Origin of the sequence: Microbacterium sp. MTN4-26, from assembly GCF_042846595.1 — a bacterium.
In the GTDB taxonomy this organism is placed as follows: domain Bacteria; phylum Actinomycetota; class Actinomycetes; order Actinomycetales; family Microbacteriaceae; genus Microbacterium; species Microbacterium luteum.
This window is the reverse complement of record NZ_BTGO01000001.1, coordinates 250,236-274,606: the sequence shown is the minus strand read 5'-3', so window position 1 is coordinate 274,606 and position 24,371 is coordinate 250,236. Positions and strand designations below refer to the sequence as shown.

Annotated in this window: 25 protein-coding genes and 4 tRNA genes; 18 read left to right on the top strand and 11 right to left on the bottom strand. The window is 67.1% G+C overall.

Annotated features, from left to right (window positions below):
• Positions 1-255: 255 nt before the first annotated feature.
• The 8 genes from ACGG9C_RS01410 to ACGG9C_RS01375 all read left to right on the top strand — a co-directional run bounded on the left by ACGG9C_RS01410 (position 256) and on the right by ACGG9C_RS01375 (position 4,229).
• Positions 256-450: a helix-turn-helix domain-containing protein gene (locus ACGG9C_RS01410; protein ID WP_286716954.1), complete on the top strand. Its 195-nt coding sequence runs from the start codon at positions 256-258 to the stop codon at positions 448-450.
• Positions 447-848, top strand: a complete 402-nt coding sequence (locus tag ACGG9C_RS01405; RefSeq protein ID WP_390178130.1) for a hypothetical protein — start codon at positions 447-449, stop codon at positions 846-848. Before ACGG9C_RS01410 ends, ACGG9C_RS01405 begins: the two co-directional genes overlap by 4 nt.
• On the top strand, positions 845-1,492 hold the full coding sequence (locus tag ACGG9C_RS01400; RefSeq protein WP_390178129.1) for a hypothetical protein: 648 nt from the start codon (positions 845-847) through the stop codon (positions 1,490-1,492). Before ACGG9C_RS01405 ends, ACGG9C_RS01400 begins: the two co-directional genes overlap by 4 nt.
• Positions 1,489-1,893, top strand: coding sequence for a hypothetical protein (locus ACGG9C_RS01395; RefSeq protein ID WP_390178128.1), 405 nt, complete (start codon positions 1,489-1,491; stop codon positions 1,891-1,893). The genes ACGG9C_RS01400 and ACGG9C_RS01395 overlap by 4 nt, the downstream gene beginning before the upstream one ends.
• Positions 1,890-2,048, top strand: a complete 159-nt coding sequence (locus ACGG9C_RS01390; RefSeq protein WP_390178127.1) for a hypothetical protein — start codon at positions 1,890-1,892, stop codon at positions 2,046-2,048. The genes ACGG9C_RS01395 and ACGG9C_RS01390 overlap by 4 nt, the downstream gene beginning before the upstream one ends.
• A complete protein-coding gene (locus tag ACGG9C_RS01385; protein ID WP_390178126.1) occupies positions 2,045-2,317 on the top strand; it encodes a WhiB family transcriptional regulator in 273 nt (90 codons plus the stop codon). Before ACGG9C_RS01390 ends, ACGG9C_RS01385 begins: the two co-directional genes overlap by 4 nt.
• Positions 2,314-2,595, top strand: a complete 282-nt coding sequence (locus ACGG9C_RS01380) for a hypothetical protein (protein WP_390178125.1) — start codon at positions 2,314-2,316, stop codon at positions 2,593-2,595. Before ACGG9C_RS01385 ends, ACGG9C_RS01380 begins: the two co-directional genes overlap by 4 nt.
• Positions 2,596-2,804: 209 nt before the next feature.
• Positions 2,805-4,229 (top strand): phage major capsid protein, encoded by a 1,425-nt coding sequence (locus ACGG9C_RS01375; protein ID WP_390178124.1) that lies wholly within the window; start codon positions 2,805-2,807, stop codon positions 4,227-4,229.
• Positions 4,230-4,804: 575 nt separating this feature from the next.
• Here ACGG9C_RS01375 and ACGG9C_RS01370 read toward each other — a convergent pair.
• Positions 4,805-5,086 carry a hypothetical protein gene (locus tag ACGG9C_RS01370; protein ID WP_390178123.1) on the bottom strand — a complete coding sequence of 94 codons (282 nt, stop codon included), beginning with the start codon at positions 5,084-5,086 and terminating at the stop codon, positions 4,805-4,807.
• Between the two features lie 96 nt (positions 5,087-5,182).
• Here ACGG9C_RS01370 and ACGG9C_RS01365 point away from each other — a divergent pair, with 96 nt between their 5' ends.
• Positions 5,183-5,464 carry a hypothetical protein gene (locus ACGG9C_RS01365; protein WP_390178122.1) on the top strand — a complete coding sequence of 94 codons (282 nt, stop codon included), beginning with the start codon at positions 5,183-5,185 and terminating at the stop codon, positions 5,462-5,464.
• A 412-nt stretch (positions 5,465-5,876) separates the two neighbouring features.
• Positions 5,877-6,182, top strand: coding sequence for a hypothetical protein (locus ACGG9C_RS01360; protein ID WP_390178121.1), 306 nt, complete (start codon positions 5,877-5,879; stop codon positions 6,180-6,182).
• A 74-nt stretch (positions 6,183-6,256) separates the two neighbouring features.
• On the opposite strand, the gene ACGG9C_RS01355 is transcribed toward ACGG9C_RS01360, so the two are convergent.
• From ACGG9C_RS01355 to ACGG9C_RS01345, 3 genes are all read right to left on the bottom strand, one after another.
• Positions 6,257-6,331, bottom strand: a tRNA-Val gene (locus tag ACGG9C_RS01355).
• A gap of 27 nt (positions 6,332-6,358) precedes the next feature.
• Positions 6,359-6,429: transfer RNA gene (locus tag ACGG9C_RS01350), tRNA-Cys, on the bottom strand.
• A gap of 58 nt (positions 6,430-6,487) precedes the next feature.
• Positions 6,488-6,560: transfer RNA gene (locus tag ACGG9C_RS01345), tRNA-Gly, on the bottom strand.
• Between the two features lie 167 nt (positions 6,561-6,727).
• Here ACGG9C_RS01345 and ACGG9C_RS01340 point away from each other — a divergent pair.
• Positions 6,728-6,800: transfer RNA gene (locus tag ACGG9C_RS01340), tRNA-Val, on the top strand.
• 20 nt (positions 6,801-6,820) lie between these two features.
• Here ACGG9C_RS01340 and ACGG9C_RS01335 read toward each other — a convergent pair.
• From ACGG9C_RS01335 to zapE, 3 genes are all read right to left on the bottom strand, one after another.
• The gene (locus tag ACGG9C_RS01335; RefSeq protein WP_071043732.1) at positions 6,821-7,309 is read right to left on the bottom strand and encodes a type II toxin-antitoxin system PemK/MazF family toxin; all 489 of its coding nucleotides are present in this window, start codon (positions 7,307-7,309) and stop codon (positions 6,821-6,823) included.
• 149 nt (positions 7,310-7,458) lie between these two features.
• The gene (locus ACGG9C_RS01330; RefSeq protein ID WP_071043463.1) at positions 7,459-8,673 is read right to left on the bottom strand and encodes an ammonium transporter; all 1,215 of its coding nucleotides are present in this window, start codon (positions 8,671-8,673) and stop codon (positions 7,459-7,461) included.
• 213 nt (positions 8,674-8,886) lie between these two features.
• Positions 8,887-9,921 (bottom strand): cell division protein ZapE, encoded by a 1,035-nt coding sequence (zapE, locus tag ACGG9C_RS01325; RefSeq protein ID WP_390178120.1) that lies wholly within the window; start codon positions 9,919-9,921, stop codon positions 8,887-8,889.
• 122 nt (positions 9,922-10,043) lie between these two features.
• Between zapE and ACGG9C_RS01320 the strand changes: the two genes are divergently transcribed.
• Genes ACGG9C_RS01320 through ACGG9C_RS01310 form a run of 3 tightly spaced genes read left to right on the top strand, consistent with a single transcriptional unit; the run spans position 10,044 to position 12,128 of the window.
• Positions 10,044-10,943 (top strand): sulfurtransferase, encoded by a 900-nt coding sequence (locus ACGG9C_RS01320; protein ID WP_071043461.1) that lies wholly within the window; start codon positions 10,044-10,046, stop codon positions 10,941-10,943.
• Positions 10,943-11,392, top strand: a complete 450-nt coding sequence (locus ACGG9C_RS01315) for a SufE family protein (protein ID WP_071043460.1) — start codon at positions 10,943-10,945, stop codon at positions 11,390-11,392. Before ACGG9C_RS01320 ends, ACGG9C_RS01315 begins: the two co-directional genes overlap by 1 nt.
• Positions 11,382-12,128, top strand: a complete 747-nt coding sequence (locus tag ACGG9C_RS01310) for a dihydrofolate reductase family protein (protein ID WP_083336380.1) — start codon at positions 11,382-11,384, stop codon at positions 12,126-12,128. The genes ACGG9C_RS01315 and ACGG9C_RS01310 overlap by 11 nt, the downstream gene beginning before the upstream one ends.
• Here the strand turns inward: ACGG9C_RS01310 and ACGG9C_RS01305 are convergent.
• Positions 12,076-13,290: a S9 family peptidase gene (locus ACGG9C_RS01305; protein ID WP_194383126.1), complete on the bottom strand. Its 1,215-nt coding sequence runs from the start codon at positions 13,288-13,290 to the stop codon at positions 12,076-12,078. The two genes, ACGG9C_RS01310 and ACGG9C_RS01305, sit on opposite strands and share 53 nt — an antisense overlap.
• A gap of 52 nt (positions 13,291-13,342) precedes the next feature.
• On the opposite strand from ACGG9C_RS01305, the gene ACGG9C_RS01300 reads away from it, so the two are divergent.
• The 4 genes from ACGG9C_RS01300 (at position 13,343) to ACGG9C_RS01285 (ending at position 18,530) form a co-directional block, all read left to right on the top strand.
• Positions 13,343-13,903, top strand: coding sequence for a DUF3000 domain-containing protein (locus tag ACGG9C_RS01300; RefSeq protein WP_071043458.1), 561 nt, complete (start codon positions 13,343-13,345; stop codon positions 13,901-13,903).
• A complete protein-coding gene (locus tag ACGG9C_RS01295; protein ID WP_194383125.1) occupies positions 13,896-15,095 on the top strand; it encodes an HRDC domain-containing protein in 1,200 nt (399 codons plus the stop codon). Before ACGG9C_RS01300 ends, ACGG9C_RS01295 begins: the two co-directional genes overlap by 8 nt.
• A 73-nt stretch (positions 15,096-15,168) precedes the next feature.
• Positions 15,169-16,377 (top strand): thiolase family protein, encoded by a 1,209-nt coding sequence (locus ACGG9C_RS01290; RefSeq protein ID WP_071043456.1) that lies wholly within the window; start codon positions 15,169-15,171, stop codon positions 16,375-16,377.
• 8 nt (positions 16,378-16,385) lie between these two features.
• Entirely contained in the window at positions 16,386-18,530 is a 2,145-nt protein-coding gene (locus tag ACGG9C_RS01285; RefSeq protein WP_286716923.1) for a 3-hydroxyacyl-CoA dehydrogenase NAD-binding domain-containing protein, read from the top strand.
• 50 nt (positions 18,531-18,580) lie between these two features.
• Here the strand turns inward: ACGG9C_RS01285 and dxs are convergent, their stop codons facing one another.
• The 3 genes from dxs to ACGG9C_RS01270 form a co-directional block, all read right to left on the bottom strand.
• Complete coding sequence (gene dxs / locus ACGG9C_RS01280; RefSeq protein WP_071043730.1) at positions 18,581-20,533, bottom strand: 1-deoxy-D-xylulose-5-phosphate synthase; 1,953 nt, start codon at positions 20,531-20,533, stop codon at positions 18,581-18,583.
• A 132-nt stretch (positions 20,534-20,665) separates the two neighbouring features.
• Positions 20,666-23,494: an aconitate hydratase AcnA gene (gene acnA / locus ACGG9C_RS01275; protein ID WP_071043454.1), complete on the bottom strand. Its 2,829-nt coding sequence runs from the start codon at positions 23,492-23,494 to the stop codon at positions 20,666-20,668.
• 136 nt (positions 23,495-23,630) lie between these two features.
• Complete coding sequence (locus ACGG9C_RS01270) at positions 23,631-24,311, bottom strand: DUF3159 domain-containing protein (RefSeq protein WP_228481082.1); 681 nt, start codon at positions 24,309-24,311, stop codon at positions 23,631-23,633.
• Positions 24,312-24,371: the final 60 nt, after the last annotated feature.

The following is a 24,371-nucleotide window of genomic DNA, read 5'->3' as shown; positions in this document are numbered from 1 at the left end:
AACCCGGCATTTGCGTCGCAACCACGACGACGTGTCCTACCGGGGCCACATGAAGTGCCCTCGGTGTGGACAGACTTACACCATCGCGGATCTCGATGCGAAGCTCGCGGAAGTCGCGAAACTCGGTGTGTCTGAACTGGACATGAGTCGACTGCTCTAGTCTGTAACCACCTCCTCGCGGTGGGAGGTACACAGGTCACCGCGATTCCAACCTCTCAGCGGAGGGCTACTCAGCCATCCCTGAGAGGTTTTCTCATGTCGAACCCCACCTGGGGCACGATCCCCGAGGCCGCTGACCGGCTGCAGGTCAGCACCAGAACGATCCGCCGCATGATCACTCGCGGCGAGATCCCCGCGCGACGCATCGGCGCACGCATGATCCGCGTCGACCTCACCGCGCTCGACTCCATCGGCGCGCCGCTGCAGTACACCGGAGGCGGTGCACTGTGACCGCAAACGAAACGCCCCGCGGGAACGGGGCGCTCGAAGATCTTGCTGGCGGGCTGATCTCCCCCAAGGATACGACCGACCACCGACACGACCACCGCGCCGCACCGATGGCGCTCGACACCGGCACATCCAGTGCGGCCGCCGCCAAAGCGTCACGCAACACCATCGGTGCAGTCAAGGCCGGCATCATCGAGATCCTCTCCGAGCACCCGGCCACTGACGAGGAGATCTCGACGCGCTACAACGTGCGTGTCGGGCACCCCCGGTTCCCGAAGGTCACCGACCAACGACTCCGAACCGCTCGCGCCGCGCTCGTCCGCGAAGGCACCGTCCGGGATAGCGGGGCGCTGGCGTTCACCTCGCTCGGCAACCGGTGCACCCTCTGGGAGGCGTCATGACATGGACGCGACTCTCTGACACCTTCCACGACGACGACGCCATCACCGAGCTCTCGCACGAAGCGTTCCGCCTCCACGTCTACGCGCTCACGTGGTGCAACAAGCAACTCACCAACGGCGCAATCTCCACCTCTCGAGCACGACGACTCCTCCCCGAGATCGACGTGACCACTGCGATCGATGAACTCGTCGACGCGCATCTCTGGACCGCGGAAGGTGAAGGCTTCCAGGTCGACTGGGCCGACCAGGAGACTGCCGAAGAAGTGCGGGAACGACAGGACCGCAACGCGGAGCGCCAGCGCAAGTTCAGGAGGCGGCGGGAGCTCCATGACGTCGGTGACCACTCCGAATGCGACCCCCGCTTCTGTAACGCATCACGTAACACGTCACGTAACGAGTTAGAGGGCAAGACTCCCGAAAACACGCGGGCGCGTAACGCGTTACGTAACGGGGGTAGTAACGCCACCCCGTCCCGTCCCGGCCCGTCCCTAACAGGGACAGGGACAGGGAGCGGGCGGCGCGCCTCCGCAGAGGCTACGGACGCGCCTCCCGCGAACAAGATCGCACGCGGAGCATGTGGTCACCGAATGCTTGACGACCGGTACTGCGAGTACGGATGCCCCGCCGAGGCGGTGCACGCGTGACCTCGCTCACTGAATGGGAAGTGGAAGAGGTCGACGAGCGGGTCACGGCGCTCTTCCCGAGGCTCGTCGCGTTTGGTGACGACGACGAAGCGCTCGATGACGAGGAGGTGCGATCCGCATCGGCGATCGCGGTGAGCATCGTTGCGATCGGGCACACCATCATCTGGCAGCACCGCGCCGCCGGTCTCCGAGGACTGCGAACCTCTGTGGGCCTATTCCCGCTCTCCCCGACGCTCACCGTCGCACACGAGTCGGCCCCGTTCGCGAGGGCGTGGCTTCTGAGGGCGATGGACGAAGCGACACATCTCGCCAATGGGCCCACCGAGGCGATACCAGACCCGGACACCCGGATGATCAACCCGCTCCCGTCCAGGTACGACCGCGAAGGCGATGCAGCATGACCGTGAACGCACCGAATATGCCCACCGAGATCCTCGTCTACGAAGGTGAGATCCACGCGTACTACGAGCCGACTGAGGCACGAACGGGCTACTGGCTCATCCTGCTACCTGGACTCCCTGCCCAGAAGATCACGGCAGAGGGGACCGTCCAGTGAGGGCGTGGGGCGCGACCGAGACGGAAGACGAACTCGACTGGCAGACCGATGCGCTCTGCACGCAAGTCGACCCCGAGATCTTCTTCCCCAACCAAGGGGAACCATCCACCGACGCTCGCCGCATCTGCGCGTCCTGCGACGTCGCCGCTGAATGCCTCGAGTACGCACTCCGAGAACGCATCGACCACGGCGTCTGGGGCGGCAGGACCCCACGCGAACGCAATGCCCTGAAACGCACCACCAGGGCGACCGAACAGGAGACAGCATGAACGACCAGACCTCCACCAGCATCAACGCCGGCCAGATGATCATCGACATCATCCGAACATGCAGCCCCGACGAGCTGCGAGTGCTCGCGAGCATCTGCCGAGACCACACAGCTCGGTCGATCGACATGACCGCCTACAACCTCGCTGAGCTATGGAACGTGCTCGCCATCACAGCGGACCACGTCCTGGCGGACCACCCTCAGGCGCTCAGCGAAGCCGACCAGGCATTCCTGCACAGTCTCTCCGACACGCGCGACGAGGGACCCGAAGATGTCTGACCCGGCCGGTATGATGGGGATGTCCACTCAGCAAAGACCTGAGCCGGACGACAACCGACCACAGAGCCGCTGGGTCCGTGCACTCGGTGAGGGGTCTCTCCCTCATTTTGAGCCGCACGTTGAGCAGCACTCCGAGGTTCATCCCGCTAACGCGCGCCCTTCCGATCGCGCTTTTCGCATCGATGGGCATGAATCCAAGGAGTGTCCCAATGGACTCTGAAATCCGCGCTCTCCAGAACCGTCTCAAGGAGATCGAGAGCGAACACACTGACATCCACACCAGCGCGGGAACCCGCGCACTCGACAGCGGCGAGCAGGCGCGCTGGGACGACCTCGAGACCGAGGCGATCGAGGTCCGCAAGCTGCTGCGCGAGGCAGAAGAGCGCCAGGGTCGAGCCGATCGAGTCGCCGAGTCCCGCGCGCGCTGGAACTCGCTCGACGTCGGGCAGCGCAAGCCACGCAGCGCCGGCGAGGTCGCCCGAATGGGCAGCCTCGAAACCCGAGACGAAGCACGACGACTCGTCGACTCCGCACGTCACCTCGAGGCCTACCAGGGCGATCACGTCATGGCTCTCCTGGAAGGTGGAGAGTCCACTCGCAACGTCGACCGTGACTACATCGCACGACTCACGGTGATGACCGAGTCCCCGGAGTACCGTTCGGCGTTCCAGCAGGTCATGACGAACCCGCACCCGGTGCTCTCTGCTCCGGAGGCCGCCGCTCTGCGATCGGCCGAGGAATTCCGACGCGCCCACGAGACCCGCGGCATGGTCGAGGGAACCCCGACGGCCGGCGGCTACGGCGTGCCGGTTCTGATCGACCCAACGATCATCCTCACGGGGCAACAGTCCGCCAACCCGTTCCTCGGAATCTCTCGAGTCGTCACGATCACCACGAATCAATGGAAGGGCGTCAGCTCCCAGGGCGTCACATGGTCCTGGGACTCCGAGACCGACGAGGTCTCCGATGACTCGCCCACGCTCGCTCAGCCCTCCGTGCCGGTGCACAGCGCACGCGGGTTCATCCCCTACTCGATCGAGCTCGAGCAAGACTATCCCGAGTTCGCCAACGAGATGGCCGGGCTCCTCAGCGAGGGGTATGCCGAGCTCACCGCGGCGGCGTTCGCCACCGGATCCGGTGTTGGCCAGCCGACCGGGATCTTCACGGCACTCGACGCGAACACGAACGTCGAGGTCGTGGTCACCACCGATGGCGAATTCGGAAAGGCCGACATCAGCAAGGTCTGGTCCGCGCTCCCGGATCGAGCCAAGCCGAACGCCACATGGCTGATGAGCGAAGACGCAAAGGAACACGTCCGCACCTTCGACAACGACGAGTACTCCGGACGAACCGTCACACTCACCGAGGCACAGTTCCGCATCCGCGAGCGAGACGTCGTCGCGAGCGGATACGCGCCGGAGTTCGCAGCAACAACCGGAGCTGCGAACATTCTCGCCGTCGGCGACTTCCGCAAGTACCTCATCGCCCAGCGCGCCGGCATGCGGATCGAGCTCGTCCCGCACATCTTCGGCGCGAACGGGCGACCCACGGGTCAGCGTGGCTGGTTCGCGTGGGCACGTGTGGGCGCGGACTCGATCGACGACAGCGCCTTCCGGCTGCTTCAGAACCAGTAGCCGGGCAAGACTCGCGTCACCGCGTTTTCCTTTCTGCACGCGGGATTGGTTGTCAGGCGCTCCCCTGGGGCAACCAGCGCGAGACCCCGCCAGGGGTGCGGACACACTCCGCGCCCCTGGCACTCTCCTCAACGCAATGTCCGACCCGACAGCTAACCCCGGAGCGGCCGATGCGGATGCGGGTCACAGCAACGACAGAGCAAGGAAGAAGACGCCCACAAGCGATCCGAACAGAAGCACCCACTGCCGACGCTGTTCCATCGCGCTGGGAGCCTGCGGAACTGCAGAGTCACTCATGGCCTTCATGGTCCCGACGTAGGGGTCAATCCCATTGGCCTCGAGCAGGCGCATGCGGCGAGCCGTGAGCGCCTGGGACCGAGCGTTCCATCGCGGATCGTTCATGGGCATCTCAGCCTTCAGATTCTCGAGCTCAGCGTTGTATCGTGCCCACACTCGGGGAAACACACGTGCCACGTGAGCAGCATGAGCATGCTCGAGCAGCACAGACCCAGCAACGTACGTCGACGCGAGGATCGGCACGACCGCTGCGAGCACCGCGAGCATTGCGTTGCCGCTCAGTCCCACGGCAAGGCCGCGATACTCGTCGCCGCGCCGAGCACCAGGCCGGATCCAACTAGAGCGATGTCCCACAGCACGGCATTCCGATCCCTCCGCGGACCATCCGTCCGACTCTCGAACTGCCCGTCGAAGGCATCCCAGGACATTGCGTCGGAATGGGCGGCGACGGCTGCTGCGCTCTCTCTATCGAGCACCCGTTGAGTTCGCCAGAGCAGCCTTGCAAATCCGATGATGGGCAACACGGCCGCGATCAGGTACCCAGCTACCAAGATCCACATGCGCACGAGACTACCGACGGCATCCGCCTGCTGTGTTTCCGGAGAGCTGGTCGGATCGCACCACTCCCTCAACGCGGACACGCCTAGTATGACCGCATGCACACCGCCGCACTCATCCTCACCATCGTGGCCGGCGCAGCACAGATCATCGGCGTCATCCTGCTCATCACCCGAGCTCATGGTGCACGGACACTGCTGCACCAGAGCGCGCACACACGGATCGACGGCGGCGACGCATCGGGAGCAACTCAGACCATCGACATCAGCGACGTGGTCGCCTTCCTCCTGCGCGACGCTGCATCCACTTGGTGGGCCGTCACCCTCATCCTGCTCGGAATCCTCGCCATGACCGCAGCAGGCATCCTCGCACTGCTCTGACCACACGAGTTTTTCGACGCACAACCTCAAGTGGAAGACCGCGCTCCCTTCCAGACTTGCGTGTGCGTATGACATCCGTTGGTGTGACATTCGCGGGGTGACATTCCGACCTGAGGAGAATCCCCCACGTGGGGTGGCGGATCACCACCTCAGGTGTCAGGAATCTGACACGGAGTGGCCAGAGTTGGCCACCCCGACGCCGCGATTCTTTAAGAACGACGACCGGGCACGCCCACCGCGCCACCTTCCGCTTTTCTCTCTCCCCGTCACATCCGACGGGCTATGTGGTGAACCGAAGTCCGATGCTCCTGCGACACGAGACCAAGGTCCCTGCGCTACTGCGGACTGAAGGCCTGCGGGAAACCGTCGCAACCACATGTGGTGCGACCTTAGGTTGCTCTACGCTCGCCCCATGTGGCCAGTCCCATTGATAGTCGCGTTCATCGTCCTAGGCGGACTGCTGCCGGTGATCGGGGTAGTGCGTCTCGGCAAGCACGCCCACGCCGCGCTGCGCACACGGGATGGGCGACGGATGGTCGATCTCGTCGATGAGGGCACTCGCACGGGCTACTTTGACGTGGAGCCAATTCGTCGAATGGCGGTCGCACTCGACGAAGAGCCCCGCATCTCGTGGCATCAGGCGTGCTGGGATCTCGCGCTCATCGGCGGCGGCGTGCTGTTCGGCACCGCCGGGAGCGTGTGGGCAGTGTTCATCTAGCGGCGAGGATGTCGCACGTATATTGCACGCGGATCCCCATCAACGAGAAAACCCCCGGTAATCCGGGGGTTTTGTGGTGCGCGATACTGGGATCGAACCAGTGACCTCTTCCGTGTCAGGGAAGCGCGCTACCGCTGCGCCAATCGCGCCCGTGAGGGCTGTTCAGTTGTCATGCGAGGTGGCGACGGGATTCGAACCCGTGTAAACGGCTTTGCAGGCCGGTGCCTAGCCGCTCGGCCACGCCACCGCGTGTGGTTCGACCCACGTGTCGTGATCGCCCTGGAATCGGGAGATCCCCGCACTCGAGCGGATGACGAGACTCGAACTCGCGACCCTCACCTTGGCAAGGTGATGCGCTACCAACTGCGCTACATCCGCATTTCGTTCCCGGTCTTGCCCGGGCACTTGGAAAACTCTAGCCCATTCCGGGCCCCGCGCAAAACCACCGCCACGCCGCGCGTGTCCCGTTCTCACGGTTCGAATCACCCTCACGGATCAGGTAACATCGGTACTCGGCCCGGCAGGGTCGCGGCTCCCGGAGCCGAGGGCGATTGGCGCAGCTGGTAGCGCGCTTCCTTCACACGGAAGAGGTCGTGGGTTCAAGTCCCGCATCGCCCACCGACGACGCGATCGGCCGCTCAGGCCTCATCGCCACCTGGCACCTGGATCGCCATCTGCCACCCGTAGCGCCGGCTGAGCGCTGCCGCCACCCGCGTGAAGCGGTCGACATCGAGCACCGCTCCCTCGCGTCGCATCCCCCGACGGTGCACCAGGTAGACCTGGTCCACGTCGACCCATGAGGGCCTTCCCCGGGCATCCCACGGCCCGCTCCCGAGCTCGAGGTGATCGCGATCGCCGTCCTGCGGGATGCTGGTGAGCTTGAGCGCGTAGACGCGGTCGGCGTCCCGTCGGCCGATGACGAGAACGGGCCGATCCTTGCCGCGTCCGTCCCGCTCCTCGAACGGCACCCAGGTCCATACGATCTCCCCGGCGTCCGGCTCGTCATCCCGCCGGGGTTCATAGGTGATGCGCAGCTCGGATGCACGAGGCGGCCGAACCTCCACCGTCGCGTCTGCTCGCGGCCGGCCGCCGCCGCCGACGACCAGCGTCGCACGCGGACGGAACAGGCGGCCGAGGACGCCGGCCACGGCGGAGACCCTTCGGTGACGCTTCACGGGGGTCAGCCTAGCGGTGGCGCATTCGTGCGGGCACGAGCAAGGGGCGCTGTGGTCATGACCACAGCGCCCCTTGCGCTTGTCTGCGAGCCGCAGAGTGCTTACGCCATCGCGTAGCCCTCTTCGCCGTGCACCGTGGTGTCCACGCCGGCCAGCTCGTCCTCGTTCTTGATGCGGAAGCCGAGCGTCTTGTCGATCGCGAAGCCCAGGATGAAGGCGATCACGAACGAGTAGATCAGCACGCCGAACGCTGCGACGACCTGGAGAATCAGCTGTTCGAACCCACCGCCGAGGAACAGACCGGTCTCCGTGGCGAAGAAGCCGAGGTAGATCGTTCCGATCAGACCACCGACGAGGTGCACGCCGACCACGTCGAGCGAGTCGTCGTAGCCGAGCTTCCACTTCAGCTCGATGGCCAGGGCGCAGACCGCACCGGCGACGACGCCGAGGAGAAGTGCCCAACCGGGGGTCAGGTTCGCACAGGCGGGCGTGATGGCGACGAGACCGGAGACCGCACCCGAGGCGGCTCCGACCGACGTGGCCTTTCCGTCCTTGAGCTTCTCGACGATCAGCCAGCCGATGATGGCGGCCGCGGTCGCACCCAGCGTGTTGATGACGATCAGACCGACCACGGAGTCCTCTGTGCCCAGCGCGCCGAGGCCTTCGGCGCCGGCGTTGAAGCCGAACCAGCCGAACCACAGGATCGAGGCGCCGAGCACGACCAGCGGAACGCTGTGCGGCTTGTTGATGCCCTTCTGGAAGCCGATGCGCTTGCCGAGGACCAGAGCGAGGGCGAGGGCCGCCGCACCGGCGTTGATGTGCACCGCGGTTCCACCGGCGTAGTCGATGACCTCGGTGGAGAAGCCGAAGGTCGTGCCGAGGTTGTAGACCCAGCCGCCGCCCCAGACCCACGCCGCGACGGGGAAGTAGACGACCGTCGCCCAGATGCCGGCGAACAGCATCCAGGAGCCGAACTTGGCGCGATCCGCAATCGCACCGGAGATCAGCGCGACGGTGATGATGGCGAAGGTGCCGCCGAACATGGCACCGACGAGGTCATCGCTCGACGCCGAGGCGAGACCGAAATCGGCGAACGGGTTGCCGGCGAATGCCCAGGTGCTCTCCACGGCGCTCATGTTGAAGCCGTAGAGGATCCAGAGCACGCTCACGAGCCCCATCGCGCCGAAGCTCATCATCATCATGCTGACGACGCTCTTGGCCTTGACCAGGCCTCCGTAGAAGAACGCGACGCCAGGCGTCATAAAGAGCACGAGTGCCGAGGCTGTGATCAGCCAGGCGAGATTTCCGCTGTCCATGAAGTTCCTCATCCATGATTGGTGTTACTCGGGTGCCCACGGTGGCCGCGGTTCGGGTGGCGGTCCGGTGGGACGTGCCCCAGTCTCGCGAGCGAGGGTTTCAGGCGGCGTGCGTCGCGTGTTTCGGGTTTGTTACGTCACCGGCGCTCAGGTAAACATCAGGTTTCTCGACGGCGAGAACGTGCCGTGAGATGTCGCGACGGGCTGGCGGGGTCAGGCGAGAGTGGATGCGACGAGACGCGAGATGGCGCGCAGGTACTTCTTGCGGTATCCGCCCGCGAGCATCTCCTCGGGAAAGACCCCGTCCAGCGACAGGCCCGTGGCACGGACGGGGATCTGCGCATCGTAGACGCGATCGACGAAGGCCACGAAGCGCAGCGCGGCGGACTGATCGTCGAACTCCGTCACGTCGCGCAGACCGACGGTGGACACTCCGTCGATGAGTCGGATGTATCGGGACGGATGCACCTGCGCAAGGTGGCCGATCACGTCGGCGAACGCGTCGTCGGAGGCGATTCCGACGCTCGCCGCCGCGGAGATCGCCGAGCGGTACTCCTCATCCGTCAGTACGCGCGCATGGCCGTCGACCGCCCGCTGCCGGTAGTCGGTCCCGTCGATCCGGAGCGTGTCGAAGCTCGCCGCCATAGCATGGATCTCCCGCAAGAAGTCCTGCGCCGCGAAACGGCCCTCGCCCAGGGCGTTGGGGGGCGTGTTCGATGTGGTGGCCAATCGGGTGCCGGAGGCGACCAGCTCTCCGAGCAGCCGGGTCATCACCATCGTGTCGCCCGGATCGTCGAGCTCGAACTCGTCGATGCACAGCAGTTCGGAGCCGCGGAACAGGTCCACGGTGTTCTTGTAGCCGAGCGCGCCGACGAGTGCGGTGTACTCGATGAAGGAGCCGAAGTACTTCCGTCGCGCCGGCATGGCGTGGTAGACCGCCGCGAGCAGATGAGTCTTTCCCACGCCGAAGCCACCGTCGAGATAGACGCCGGGCTTCACCTCGGGTTGTTTCCTCCCCCGCCGGAACAGGCCGCCGCGCGAAGCCGCCGTTCGCCCGCCGGCGAAGGTCGCGAGCTTCTGCTTGGCCTCCTGCTGGGAGGGGTAGTCGCCGTCCGCGCGGTACGACTCGAACGTGGCCTGCGAGAACTGTCGCGGCGGCACGAGAGCGGCGACCATGTCCTCGCCGCTCAACTGCGGCTGACGCTCGGCCAGGTGCACGATTCCGGATCGAGCCGTGGTCGCGGTCATGTCGTCCTTCGTGTCGCGGCGGTGACGGATGCGATCCCCCGGGGCAGAAAGGGAAATAGGCTCGAAGGACGCGGATCCACACTACGCCGTCATCCCAACCGCCTTGCATCGAGGAGAGTTCCGTGCCCGTCGCATACGACCCTGCCGACACCTTCGCCGACTACGCCGCCCCGGAGCGTCTGGTCAGCACGCAATGGCTGGCCGAGCATCTCGGAGCACCGGGTCTGGTCGTGGTCGAATCCGATGAGGATGTGCTCCTGTACGAGACCGGGCACATCCCGGGCGCGGTGAAGGTCGACTGGCACACCGAACTCAACGACCCGGTCGTGCGGGACTACGTCGACGGACGTGGATTCGCCGACCTGATGCGTCGGAAGGGGATCTCGCGCGACGACACCATCGTCATCTACGGCGACAAGAGCAATTGGTGGGCCGCATACGCCCTCTGGGTGTTCTCCCTCTTCGGCCACGACGACGTGCGCCTGCTCGACGGCGGACGAGACCTCTGGATCGCGGAGGGCCGGGGCCTCACGACGGAGCGCGTCGAACGCCCGGTCACGGACTACCCCGTGGTCGAGCGCGATGACGCGACACTGCGCGCCTACCGCGACGACGTGCTCGCGCACCTCGGACGACCGCTCATCGACGTGCGCTCCGGCGAAGAATACGACGGCACCCGGACCTCGGCCCCGGCCTATCCGGAGGAGGGCGCCCTGCGTGCGGGGCACATACCGACGGCCCACAGCGTTCCCTGGGCCCGTGCCGCAGCGGCGGACGGGACGTTCCGCCCGCGCTCGGAGCTGGAGGCGATCTACCGTGGGGAAGTCGGTCTGCGCGACGCAGACCCGATCATCGCGTACTGCCGCATCGGTGAGCGCTCCAGCCACACGTGGTTCGTTCTGACGCACCTGCTCGGCTTCCCCGATGTGCGCAACTACGACGGGTCGTGGACCGAATGGGGAAGCGCGGTGGGCCTGCCGATCGTGACCGGCTCGGCCCGAGGAGAGGTTCCGTCGCGGTGATGATCGAACATCCCCTCCCGGCAGCACTGGCGGCGATCCGACAGGACTTCCTCGATCTTCAGGAGCCGGACCGCCTGCAGCTGCTCCTGGAGTTCTCCCATGAGCTGCCCGAGATGCCCGCCCGCCTCGCCGACCATCCGGATCGGCAGGAACGCGTGGCCGAGTGTCAATCGCCCGTCTTCATCGTGGTCGAGGTCGACGACGATGACCGCGTCGCCATGCACGCCACCGCGCCCGCCGAGGCTCCGACGACAAGGGGGTTCGCGAGCATCCTCGCTCAGGGCCTCACGGGTCTCACCGCTCACGAGGCTCTCGCCGTCCCGGATGACTTCCCGCAGTCGATCGGTCTGACGCGCGCCGTGTCGCCGCTTCGGATCGCAGGGATGACCGGCATGCTCGGTCGCGCGAAGCGCCAGGTGCGCGAGAGAATGGCTGCGCGTGAGCGCTGAGCGCACGGTCACCGTCACCGAGGTCGTCCCGCGAACCCTCGACTCCGTGACCACGGACTCCCTCGATGCCGATCGCTGGCTCAGCCGTCGGTACTCCGCCGACGACACCGGGTTCACCCGGCTGAACATGGTCACCTCGGTGACGGGCTCGATCGCCGGTTCCGACGGGACGAGCGAGACCATCACCTCCCCTACCGACCGGATGATCCTCCGCGCCGTGCGTGCCAACGCCGATGTGGTCGTCGTGGGCGCGACCACGGCCCGCACCGAGCGATACCTGCTCCCCGCCCACGCACGCCTCGCCGTGGTGACCGCCACCGGAGATCTCGACGGGGTCCGGCTCACCAGGCCGGGGCGGCCGCCCGCCCTGGTGCTGTCTTCCCGCGCGCACCGGGAGCGCGTGCACGCACGGCTTGCCGGCGCGCCGGTGGAGCACGTCACGATCGATGCCGACGAGCAGCTCGATCCGCGTGCGATCGTCGCGGAGCTCCGGGAGCGCGGCCTTCCCCGCGTCGTCTGCGAGGGAGGGCCGACGATTGCGACACGGTTCCTCGAGGCGGGATGTCTGGACGAGATCTGCCTCACGATCGCGCCCGCGCTCGAACCCTCGGGCGCGGCCTTCGTCTCACCGTCGCGACCGCGGGACGCGACGGTGGCGGGGATGCTCGTCGACGACTGCGGATTCAGCTATTTGCGGTTGCACCCGAGAGATCGTGTCGGCGCATCCAGTCGCTGATCGCGTGCGACCACCGGTCCTGATCGTAGTTCCACAGCTTGGTGTGACGCGCGACCTCGAACGCCTCCAGCTCGACAAGGTCGGGCCGGGCCGCGAGCAGGTCGTGGGAGGCATCCGAGGGCACGAACCCGTCATCGTCGCTGTGCAGGATGAGAACGGGGTGGCGGAGCTCATCCGCTCGCGCAACGACATCGAGGCGATCGAACGGGATCGGTGAACCCGTCCGCGTGAACGCCGTACCCCACTCCGATCCCAGGGCGTCGATCGCGAGTCGGGTCACCGGCTGCGGCAGGTTCATGAGTCCCGCCTGGTAGTCCAGGACGACCCGCCAGTCGATGACCGGCGAGTCGAGGACGAGGCCGGCGATCGCGTCGCGGTGAGCCGAGTTGAGTGCCAGCTGAAGTGCGATCGCACCGCCCATCGACCATCCCATGACGATCACACGCCGCGCGCCGCGGCGTCGTGCGAATCCGATGGCCGCGTCGACGTCGCGCCACTCGGTCGCACCGAGGGCGTAGGTCCCCGTTCTGCTGCGCGGTGCTTCGCCGTCGTTGCGATAGGAGACGACGAGCGAGGTGATCCCCAGGGCATGGAAGACCGGCACCGCGCGAAGCGCTTCGGAGCGCGTTGTGCCACGGCCGTGCACCTGCACGACCCACGTGGTCCCGTCACCGGCGGGAAACCGCCACGCCGGGCAGGGCCCGACCGCCGAGCCGACCAGTTCCGGCGTCCAGTCCAGGTGCAGCTCGTCCGGATGACTGAAGTACCAGCCGCTGAAGGCCGCGTCGGGTGCCAGATGGGCACCCGATCCGACGTGGGTGAGCAGCTTGCGCGTGACGGTCTCGTCGTCCGCGGACAGGACGGTGCCGACCTTCACGTAGCTCTCGGTCCCCGTGGTGAACAGGCCGTAACGGCCGGGGAGCACCGTGTCCGCCGTGCGCTGGAGCGTGACCGTCTGCGCTTGCGTGTCGAGATCGAGCAGGCGCGTGTCCGGCCGGCGATTGGCGGGTGTGATCACCTGCCTGGCGACCCGCAACGAGAGGAGGGACATCGATGTCAGCACCAGCGCCAGCGCACCACCGAGAGCGGCGATCGCGAACCGGAATGCGGTGACGAGGGCGGGGGTGGCGCCGTTCTGCGCGGCGCGCCTGGAGGCGTGCATCGAGGCCTCACTCTAGTCTGTCTCCGTGGCTGTCACCCCTCCTCCCGCGCCGATGGCCTTCGCCTCCGTCGCCGAACAGGTGCGGGCGATGGGCTTCCGCGACGACCTCACCGTCCACGAGATCCCCGCCCCCGGCGGTCTCGCACCGTTCGCACTCGCCCTCGCAGGGGACGTGCGCCCGGAGACGGACGACGGCGTGTCGGCCTACGGGACGGGGCGGTTCATCCTCCTCAACGACCCCGAGGAGCCCGCAGCGTGGAACGGCCCGTGGCGCATCGTGTGCTTCGCCCAGGCGCCTCTGGAGACCGACATCGGCACCGATCCGATGCTCGCGGAGGTCGCGTGGTCGTGGCTGATGGAGGCCCTCTCGGTTCGAGGCGCCGCCCACCACTCCGCGTCGGGCACGGCGACGAAGACCCTCTCCCGCGGCTTCGGAACTCTCGCCGCGGAGGGCGACGGCGCGCAGATCGAGTTGCGCGCGTCCTGGTCGCCCGACGGTGACCTGACCGCGCACGTCGATGCGTGGGCAGAGCTGACCTGCATGCTGGCCGGGCTGCCGCCCGGCTCCGAGGGCATCGCCGTCCTCGGCTCCCGAAGGAATCCCCGTGGCTGAATACTCCGTCATCGCCGACCGCGACGCGTTCCTCGCGGCGTGCGAGGCACTCGCCTCCGGAACCGGACCGGCCGCCGTGGACGTCGAGCGGGCATCGGGGTTCCGCTACTCGCAACGCGCATACCTCATTCAGGTCTTCCGTCGGGATGCCGGCGTCTTCCTGTTCGACCCGCCCGCGATCGGCGACTTCGGCGCCCTTCAGCGCGCGATCGGCGACGTGGAGTGGGTCTTCCACGCCGCGAGCCAGGACCTCCCCTCGCTACGCGAACTCGACCTGGTCCCCGACCGCTTGTTCGACACCGAACTGGCCGCCCGGCTGCTCGGCCACGAGCGCGTCGGACTGGGCGCGGTCGTCGAGAGCACCGTCGGGATCTCCCTCGCCAAGGCTCACTCCGCCTCGGACTGGTCGCAGCGTCCACTCCCCCAGTCCTGGCTCGAGTACGCCGCACTCGACGTCATCCACCTCGTCGACGTGCGGGACGCCCTCGCCCGCGAGCTCGCCGACCAGGACAAGACGCGATTCGCCCTCGAAGAATTCGACGACGTGCGCGATCGCCCGCCCAAGCCGCCCCGAGAAGAGCCGTGGCGGCGGCTCAGCGGATTGCACACGGTGCGAGGCCGCTCCTCGCTCGCCGTGGCGCGCGCCCTGTGGGTCGCTCGTGAAGACCTGGCGGCTGCCGAGGATGTGGCCCCGGGCCGTCTGGTACCCGATCGCGCTCTCGTCGCCGCCGTCATCGCGGACCCGCGTTCGAAGCACGATCTCGCGCACGTGAAGGACTTCACCGGGCGCGCCAGCCGCACCGAGCTCGACCGGTGGTGGGCCGCGATCGAAGAGGGTCGCGCGGATGCGAATCCGCCTCGGGAGCGCGCGGGTGGCGGCGACGCGCTCCCGCCGCCCCGTGCATGGGCTCAGCGGAATCCGGAGGCTGACCTCCGGCTCAAGGCGGCGCGTCCGGCGGTGGAGGAACTCGCGGAGCGCCTGAACATGCCCACCGAGAACCTGCTGACGCCGGACACGTTGCGTCGTGTCGCCTGGTCACCGCCGACCGACCTCGACGCGGCGTCGATCGCGGACGCCCTGCGGTCGTGGGGTGCGCGAGCCTGGCAGATTGGACAGACTGCACAGGTGATCGCGGATGCTTTTGTATCTTCCGCCCAAGCCCCGGAGCAGGGGTCCGAGTCGGATTCGTAGGTTCGACCCAACCGATTCCGAGCCCTCCACGGCCGCTCCTAGGCTGGGCACATCCCTGAACTTTGGAGGCAGAGTGGCCGAGCTTTCGGACGTCTACTTCGTCGATGGAATGCGCACCCCGTTCGGGCGCGCCGGCGAGAAGGGCATGTACTGGAACACGCGATCGGATGATCTCGCCGTGAAGGCGACCATCGGACTCATGGAGCGCAATGGCGACGTTCCGAAGGAGAGGATCGACGACGTCGCCATCGCGGCGACGTCGCAGACCGGCGACCAGGGCCTGACCCTGGGCCGAAGTGTCGCCATCCTCGCGGGACTCCCCCAGAGCGTTCCGGGATTCGCCATCGACCGCATGTGCGCCGGTGCGATGACCAGTGTGACCACGATGGCCGCCTCGATCGGGATCGGCATGTACGACCTCGCTCTCGCGGGCGGGGTCGAGCACATGGGGCATCACCCGATCGGGTCCAACGCCGACCCCAACCCCCGCTTCGTCGCCGAGAAGATGGTGGACCCCGGCGCGCTCAACATGGGCGTGACCGCGGAGCGGATCTTCGATCGCTTCCCGCATCTCACCAAGGAGCGCTCAGATCGTTTCGGCATGCTCAGCCAGCACAAGGCGCAGGCCGCCTACGATGCGGGCAAGCTGCAGGCCGACCTCGTTCCCGTCGCGATCAAGGACGCCGAAGGTGCGTGGGCGCTCGCCACCGAGGACGAAGGTCGTCGTCCGCAGACGACGATGGCCGATCTCGCCGGTCTCAAGACCCCGTTCCGTCCTCACGGTCGCGTGACCGCGGGAACCTCCTCCCCGCTCACCGACGGTGCGACCATGTCGCTGCTCGCCGGTGGTGGCGCGGTGAAGGAGCTCGGCCTCGCGCCGAAGATGCGACTCGTCTCGTTCGCTTTCGCGGGCGTGCAGCCCGAGATCATGGGCATCGGCCCCATCCCGTCGACCGAGAAGGCCCTCAGGAAGGCCGGCCTGACGATCGACGACATCGGTCTGTTCGAGCTGAACGAAGCGTTCGCCGTCCAGGTGATCTCGCTCCTGGACCACTTCGGCATCGCCGACGACGACCCGCGCGTCAACCAGTGGGGTGGAGCGATCGCGCTCGGGCATCCGCTCGCCGCATCCGGAGTCCGTCTCATGATCCAGCTCGCGGCGCAGTTCGCCGAGCGCCCCGACGTGCGATACGGCCTCACGGCGATGTGCGTGGGGCTCGGCCAGGGCGGTTCGGTGGTCTGGGAGAACCCCCACTACGACGGCAAGAAGCGCAGGAAGTGAGCGGCCTCATGAGCACCTACGATCAGATCGACTTCACGCCCCTGCTGACCCTCTCCGACGACGAGGTCGTCACGCACTCGCTCGTGCGCGACGTTCGCCTGCCCTCGGGCCGGACTCTTGCCCTCATCACGCTCGACAACGGGCGTGACCACAACCGTCCCAACACGCTCGGTCCCCGAACGCTCGTCGAGCTGAACGAGCGCCTCGACGAACTGAAGGACCGTGCGGCCTCCGGTCAGATCGATGCGGTCGCCGTGACCGGCAAGCAGTACATCCTGGCCGCCGGCGCCGACCTGTCCGACATCACTCTCGTCGGATCGCGGGAGAACGCCCGCAAGGTGGCGCAGCTCGGTCACCACGTGCTCGGCAAGCTCGCCGATCTCGGCGTTCCCTCCTTCACGTTCGTGAACGGGCTCGCGTTGGGCGGCGGCCTGGAGATCGCGCTCAACTCCACATATCGCACCGTCGATGCCTCGGCCGCCGCGATCGCCCTCCCCGAGGTCTTCCTCGGCATCATCCCGGGCTGGGGTGGGGCCTATCTCCTCCCCAACCTGATCGGTATCGAGAACGCGCTCGAGGTGGTCATCTCGAACCCGCTCAAGCAGAACCGGATGCTCAAGCCGGCGCAGGCGTTCGAGTTCGGCATCGTGGATGCGATCTTCCCCGCCGCGAACTACCTCGAAGACTCCCTGCGATGGGCTGACGGCGTGCTCGGCGGGTCGATCAAGGTGGAACGCCGGAACCAGCCCGGCAAGATCGAACGCCTCACCAAATGGCCGATCGCCGTCAAGATGGCACGGAACATGCTGGAGTCCAGGATCGGGACCGTCCCCGCGTCCCCGTACGTCGCCCTCGACCTCCTCGACCGCGCCAAGAGCGGCACGCGCGAGGAGGGCTTCGCCCGCGAGGACGAGGCCCTCGCAGAACTCGTCAGCGGCGACCAGTTCGCCGCGTCGATGTACGCGTTCGACCTGGTGCAGAAGCGCGCGAAGCGTCCCGTCGGTGCACCGGACAAGGGGCTCGCGAAGAAGGTCGGCAAGGTCGGCGTCATCGGCGCCGGCCTTATGGCGAGCCAATTCGCCCTCCTCTTCGTGCGCAAGCTCCAGGTCCCCGTGCTCATCACCGATCTCGATCAGGCGCGTGTCGACAAGGGCATCGCGTACATCCACGAGGAGATCGGCAAGCTCGAGTCCAAAGGGCGCCTCGACGCCGACGCAGCGAATCGCCTGCGTGCACTGGTGCGCGGAACCGTCGACACGTCCGAGTATGCGGACTGCGACTTCGTGATCGAGGCGGTGTTCGAGGAGGTCGGAGTCAAGCAGCAGGTCTTCGGCGAGATCGAGAAGATCATCGCGGACGACGCCATCCTCGCGACGAACACGTCGTCGCTCTCCGTGGAGGAGATCGGTTCCACGCTGGAGCATCCGGAACGCCTGGTGGGCTTCCACTTCTTCAACCCCGTCGCGGTCATGCCGCTGATCGAGATCGTGAAGACCCCGAAGACCGCCGACGAGGCACTCGCGACCGCGTTCGTCGTCGCCAAGGGGCTCGGGAAGAACGCGGTCCTCACCGCCGACGCTCCCGGCTTCGTGGTGAACCGCCTGCTGGCGAAGGTCATGGGCGAAGCAGCACGAGCCGTCTACGAGGGAACACCGCTGCTGACGGTCGAGAACGCCTTCCGTCCCCTCGGACTCCCGATGACACCGTTCCAGCTGATCGACCTCGTCGGATGGAAGGTCGCGGCCCACGTGCAGGACACGATGGCCACGGCTTTCCCCGACCGCTTCTACGCGTCGGAGAACTTCCACGAGCTCGCCGCGCTCGATCGCGTCGTCGAGAAGGACAAGGCCGGACGGGTCACCGGGTGGTCCAAGGATGCGGAGAAGGTCCTGAAGGGCGCCGTCGGCGACTCCCCGTCGACCGAGGACGAGATCCTCCGCCGGGTCCAGGACGGTCTGGCGCAGGAGATCTTCATCATGCTCGAGCAGGGCGTCGTCCCCGAGGTCGAGGACATCGACCTCTGTCTGATCCTCGGGGCAGGCTGGCCCTTCATCGATGGCGGCGCATCCCCGTACCTCGACCGCGAAGGAGCGTCCGAGCGCGTCTTCGGAGACAGCTTCCACCACCCGAAGATCGTCGGTATCGCCGGCTGAGATCACCGCGAAGAGCCCGCCGACCGTGCCAGGTCGGCGGGCTCTTCGTCTCAGTCCTCGTCGCTCCGGCCCGCGAGATCGGCGATGTCATCAGTCACGGGCTCGCCCGCGCCGCGGGCGATGGGCAGGCGTGTGCCGAGCACCTGGGCGACCACGTCCTGCGCGATCTTCGCGGCGGTGAGCCCGGCATCCCGCAGGATCTCCTCACGACCAGCGTGATCGATGAACTCGTCGGGGACCCCGAGCTCGTCCACCGCCGTATCGACCCCGGACTCGCGAAGCACCTGACGGACGCGCGTGCCGATGCCTCCGACGCGGATGCCGTCCTCGATCGTGATCACGAGCCGATGCGTCGCCGCGAGGTCGATCACCGAACGCTGCACCGGGATCGCCCACCGCGGGTCGATCACGGTCGAGCCGATCCCCTGCGCCCGCAGGCGCTCGGCGACCTCCACGGCGACGTGTGCCATCGGGCCGATCCCGACCAGCAGCACATCCTGCTCGTCGATGCGGGCGAGCACGTCGACGCCGTCCGGCAGCCGTTCGAGTGCAGGCAGGTCCGGCGCCACCGCGCCCTTGGGGAACCTGACCACGGTCGGCGCGTCCTCGACGGTCAGCGCTTCACGGAACTCCTCACGGAGGCGCTCCGCGTCCCGTGGCACGGCGATGCGGATGTGCGGAACGATCTGCAGCATCGCGAGATCCCAGATGCCGTGATGGCTGGGCCCGTCGGGGCCGGTCACCCCCGCCCGGTCCAGCACGAACGTCACACCCGCTCTGTGGAGTCCGACATCCATCAGCATCTGATCGAACGCCCGGTTCATGAAGGTCGCGTAGATGGCCACGACAGGGTGCAGCCCGCCGTAGGCGAGGCCGGCGGCCGAGGCGACGGCGTGCTGCTCGGCGATGCCGACGTCGTACACGCGATCGGGGAACCGCTGCGAGAACGGCAGCAGGCCGGTCGGCCGCAGCATGGCCGCGGTCATCGCGATGACGTCGTCGCGCTCGCCACCGACGTCGAGCAGCTCGCGGGAGAAGACATCGGTCCACGTTCCGCCGGCGCTGCCGATGGTCTCGCCGGTGATCGGATCGATCCTGCCGACCGCGTGGAACTGATCGGCTTCGTCTTCGACCGCGGGCCGGAACCCGCGTCCCTTCTCGGTGATCGCGTGCACGATGACCGGCGCGCCGAAGGCCTTCGCGAGTTCGAGGGTTTCCAGGAGCGCCTCGAGGTCGTGGCCGTCCACGGGACCGAGGTACTTGATGTCGAGGTTCGAGTACAGCGCGTCGTTGTTGACGAATCGCGAGAGGAATCCGTGCGTGCCGCCGCGAACACCCCGATACATGGCTCGCGCGGCCGGCCCGAGCCGTCCGAACAGACTGGCGGAGCCGTGCCGCAGCGACCGGTACGCGTCCGCCGTGCGCACCTTGTTCAGATAGCGCGCCATGCCGCCGATCGTGGGCGCGTACGAGCGGCCGTTGTCATTGACGACGATCACGAGGCGTCGGTCGTTGTCGTCGGAGATGTTGTTGAGCGCCTCCCAGGTCATTCCTCCGGTCAGCGATCCGTCGCCGACGATGGCGACGACGTGCCGGTCGTCCCGGCCGGTGCGGGTCAGCGCGCGGGAGATCCCGTCGGCCCAGCTCAGCGAGCTCGACGCGTGCGAGGACTCCACGACGTCGTGCTCGCTCTCCGCACGCTGCGGGTAGCCCGCGAGGCCGCCACGTGATCTCAAGCCGGCGAAGTCCTGCCTGCCGGTGAGCATCTTGTGGACGTAGGACTGATGGCCGGTGTCGAACACGAACGGATCCCGGGGCGAGTCGAAGACGCGATGAAGCGCGATGGTGAGTTCCACGACCCCGAGGTTCGGTCCCAGGTGTCCACCCGTGCGTGACACGTTCTCCACGAGGAAGGCGCGAACCTCCTCGGCCAGCTGCCGCAGCTGCGCGACGCTGAGTCGGTCGAGATCTCGTGGTCCTCTGATCGAGGGGAGAATCGCCATCGTGCCCTCTTCGTCGTCGTCCATGGCTCCGGCTCATCGGTTCGAGACGCCTGGCCGTCAGTCTATCCGCCGACAGGCGCAGACGGGTGAGGCCCCGGCTCGATCGAGCCGGGGCCTCACCTCCTGCGCAGGTCAGACGAGCGAGCGCAGCACGTACTGCAGGATGCCGCCGTTGCGGTAGTAGTCGGCCTCACCGGGAGTGTCGATCCGCACGGTCGCATCGAACTCGATCGTCTTCGCCCCGTCGGCCGAGAACTCACTCGGCTCGGCGGTGACACGCACGGTCTTGGGCGTCACCCCTTCGTTCAGCTTCTCGAGACCGGTGATCGAGATGATCTCGGTGCCGTCGAGACCGAGGGACTCCCAGCTCTCACCGGCCGGGAACTGCAGCGGCACGACACCCATTCCGATGAGGTTCGAGCGGTGGATGCGCTCGAAGCTCTCCGTGATGACCGCCTTGACGCCCAGCAGCCGGGTGCCCTTGGCCGCCCAGTCGCGCGACGAACCGGACCCGTACTCCTTGCCGCCGAACACCACGAGCGGCGTGCCCTGCGCCTGATAGTTCATGCTGGCGTCGTAGATGTACGACTGCGGCCCACCCGGCTGGGTGAAGTCCCGCGTGTAGCCGCCTTCGACGACCTGGCCGTCGTTGACCGCCGCGACGAGGGAGTTCTTGAGGCGGATGTTCGCGAACGTGCCACGGATCATCACCTCGTGGTTCCCCCGGCGCGAGCCGTACGAGTTGAAGTCCTTGCGCTCCACGCCGTGTTCGGTGAGGTACTCGGCCGCGGGGGTGCCGGGCTTGATGTTGCCCGCCGGACTGATGTGGTCTGTGGTGACGGAGTCGCCCAGGGTCGCCATGACCCGCGCGCCGGTGATGTCCTGCACCGGCGTCAGCTCCATCGTCATGTCGTCGAAGTACGGCGCCTTGCGGACGTACGTCGAGTCCTCGGCCCACTCGAACGTCGGGCCGCTGGGGGTCGGCAGGCTCTTCCAGCGCTCGTCGCCTTCGAACACCGTCGCGTACTGCTTGATGAACTGCTCACGGGAGATCGAGGAGTCGATGATCTCCTGCACTTCGTCCGTCGCCGGCCAGATGTCCGACAAGAAGACGTCGTTGCCGTCGCTGTCCGTGCCCAGCGGATCGCTCTCGAAGTCGAAGTTCATGGATCCGGCCAGCGCATAGGCGACCACGAGCGGCGGCGACGCGAGATAGTTCATCTTCACGTCGGGGCTGATGCGACCCTCGAAGTTACGGTTGCCCGAGAGCACCGCGGTCACCGCGAGATCGTTGTCGTTGATCGCCGTGGAGACCTCTTCGATGAGCGGACCCGAGTTGCCGATGCAGATCGTGCATCCGTAGCCGACCGTGTAGAACCCGAGGCCTTCGAGGGCCTTGTCCAACCCGGACTTCTCGTAGTAGTCCGTGACGACTTTCGAACCGGGCCCGAGGGTGGTCTTGACCCACGGCTTGCTCTTCAGGCCCTTGTCGAGCGCCTTCTTCGCGAGGAGCCCAGCGGCGATCATGACCGACGGGTTCGAGGTGTTGGTGCACGAGGTGATCGCCGCCAGCGCGACGGAGCCGTGGTCGAGCGTGAAGGACGCGCCGTCGGCGGTGGTCACCGGTGAGGGCTTGGAGGCGACCTTGGGCGCGTGCGAGCGGTGGTGGTGCTCGTGCTCGCTCTCGGAATCCTCCGGGCTCAGTCCGGGCGGGTCCGATGCGGGGAAGGACTCGGAGATCGTGAGGTCGACCAGATCGTGGTCGACGTCGGCGTAGTTGGTGAGATCCTTCTCGAACTGCTCCTTCGCCTCGGCCAGCAGGATGCGGTCCTGCGGACGCTTCGGGCCGGCGATGGACGGGACGACGGTCGACAGGTCGAGCTCCATGTACTCGCTGAAGGCGGGTTCGCGCGAGGGATCGTGCCACAGCGACTGCTGCTTCGCGTACTGCTCGACCAGCGAGACGGCCTGTTCGTCGCGACCCGTCAGCCGCAGGTAGTCCAGGGTCACATCGTCGACGGGGAACATCGCCGCCGTCGAGCCGAACTCCGGGCTCATGTTGCCGATCGTCGCACGGTTGGCCAGGGGAACCGATCCGACACCGTCGCCGTAGAACTCCACGAACTTCCCGACGACGCCGTGCTTGCGCAGCATGTCGGTGATCGTGAGCACGACGTCGGTGGCGGTGACGCCCGCGGGGATCTCTCCGGTGAGCTTGAAGCCGACGACGCGCGGAATGAGCATCGACACGGGCTGGCCGAGCATCGCGGCTTCGGCTTCGATGCCACCGACGCCCCAACCGAGCACGCCGAGGCCGTTCACCATCGTGGTGTGGGAGTCGGTGCCGACACACGTGTCGGGGTAGGCCCGCAGCACGCCGTCGACGCTGCGGTCGTAGATGACCTTCGCCAGGTGCTCGATGTTCACCTGGTGCACGATGCCGGTCCCCGGCGGCACGACCTTGAAGTCGTCGAAGGCGGTCTGGCCCCAGCGCAGGAACTGGTAGCGCTCGCCGTTGCGCTGATACTCGATCTCGACGTTGCGCTCCAGCGCGTTCTCGGAGCCGAAGAGGTCCGCGATGACGGAGTGGTCGATCACCATCTCGGCGGGCGAGAGCGGGTTGATCTTCTTCGGATCCCCTCCCAGAGCCGTCACGGCCTCGCGCATGGTGGCCAGGTCCACGATGCACGGCACACCGGTGAAGTCCTGCATGACCACGCGCGCCGGAGTGAACTGGATCTCCGTGTCGGGTTCCGCCTGAGGGTCCCATCCGCCCAGCGCTTCGATCTGCGCCTTCGTGACGTTGGCGCCGTCCTCGGTGCGCAGGAGGTTCTCCAGAAGCACCTTCAGGCTGAACGGCAGCTTCTCGTACCCGGGAACGGTGTCGATGCGGAAGATCTCGTAGTCGGTGCTGCCGACCGTCAGGGTGCTCTTGGCACCGAAGCTGTCAACTGTGGACACGTCCGTCTCCTTCGTCGCCGGCGGGCCCCGGGTATGGGACCGGCTTCCCCATCTTCGCCCCTCACGCGCGTGCGTGACCAGCAAGGCGGACCTTACTCAGGGGCACGTATTTATCTCGATGTCGAGATAAATACTATCACCGGACCGGCTGACGGTGGAGCGCTCGCACGGCCAACCAGGTGACAGCGAGCATCGGTGCGAACAGCGGCAGTCCCATGACGAGCTTCAGCGTTCCGAGCGCCGTCACCTCGCCGGCGAAGTAGAGCGGCAGCTGCACGGCCAGGCGCGCGGCGAACAGCGCCGCCCACGCGATCGCCAGCCAGAAATAGACGCGCCGCTTGCGTCGATCCTTGCGCCACGCGGTGCCTTCGCCGAGGAGGAACCCCGCGGCGAGTCCGATCAGCGACCACCCGGCCAGCGCCGAGATCAGCAGCGCCGAGCCGTAGACCGCATTGGTCACGAACCCCGGAACGAAGTTGTTGCTCGCATCTCCGGTGAGCAGAGCGAACGCCGCCGCGACCACGGCCGCGACGAGACCCCCCACCGCGGCCGTGACCGGCTGCCGGGCGAGCAGGCGCGCCGCCGTGAAGACAGCCGCCACACCGACCGACAGGCCGAGGGAGAGCCAGAGATGGCCGTCGCCGGAGTCCGGATCGATCGTGATGGTGAAGACCACGATGAACACCAGCCCCGGGAGCACCGATTCGAGGATGCCCCGCACACCGCCCATCGCCCGCCAGACGACGTGACCGGTCGACGCCTCCTCAGCGGGATCGATGCCCGCGCGCCGCGCAGCCTGCCCGAGGGCCGCCCCGATGGCGTCCGGTGCCGAAGGTCCCTTCGCGTCGGCCGACCCGGTCGCCGTCTTCTCCTGCGG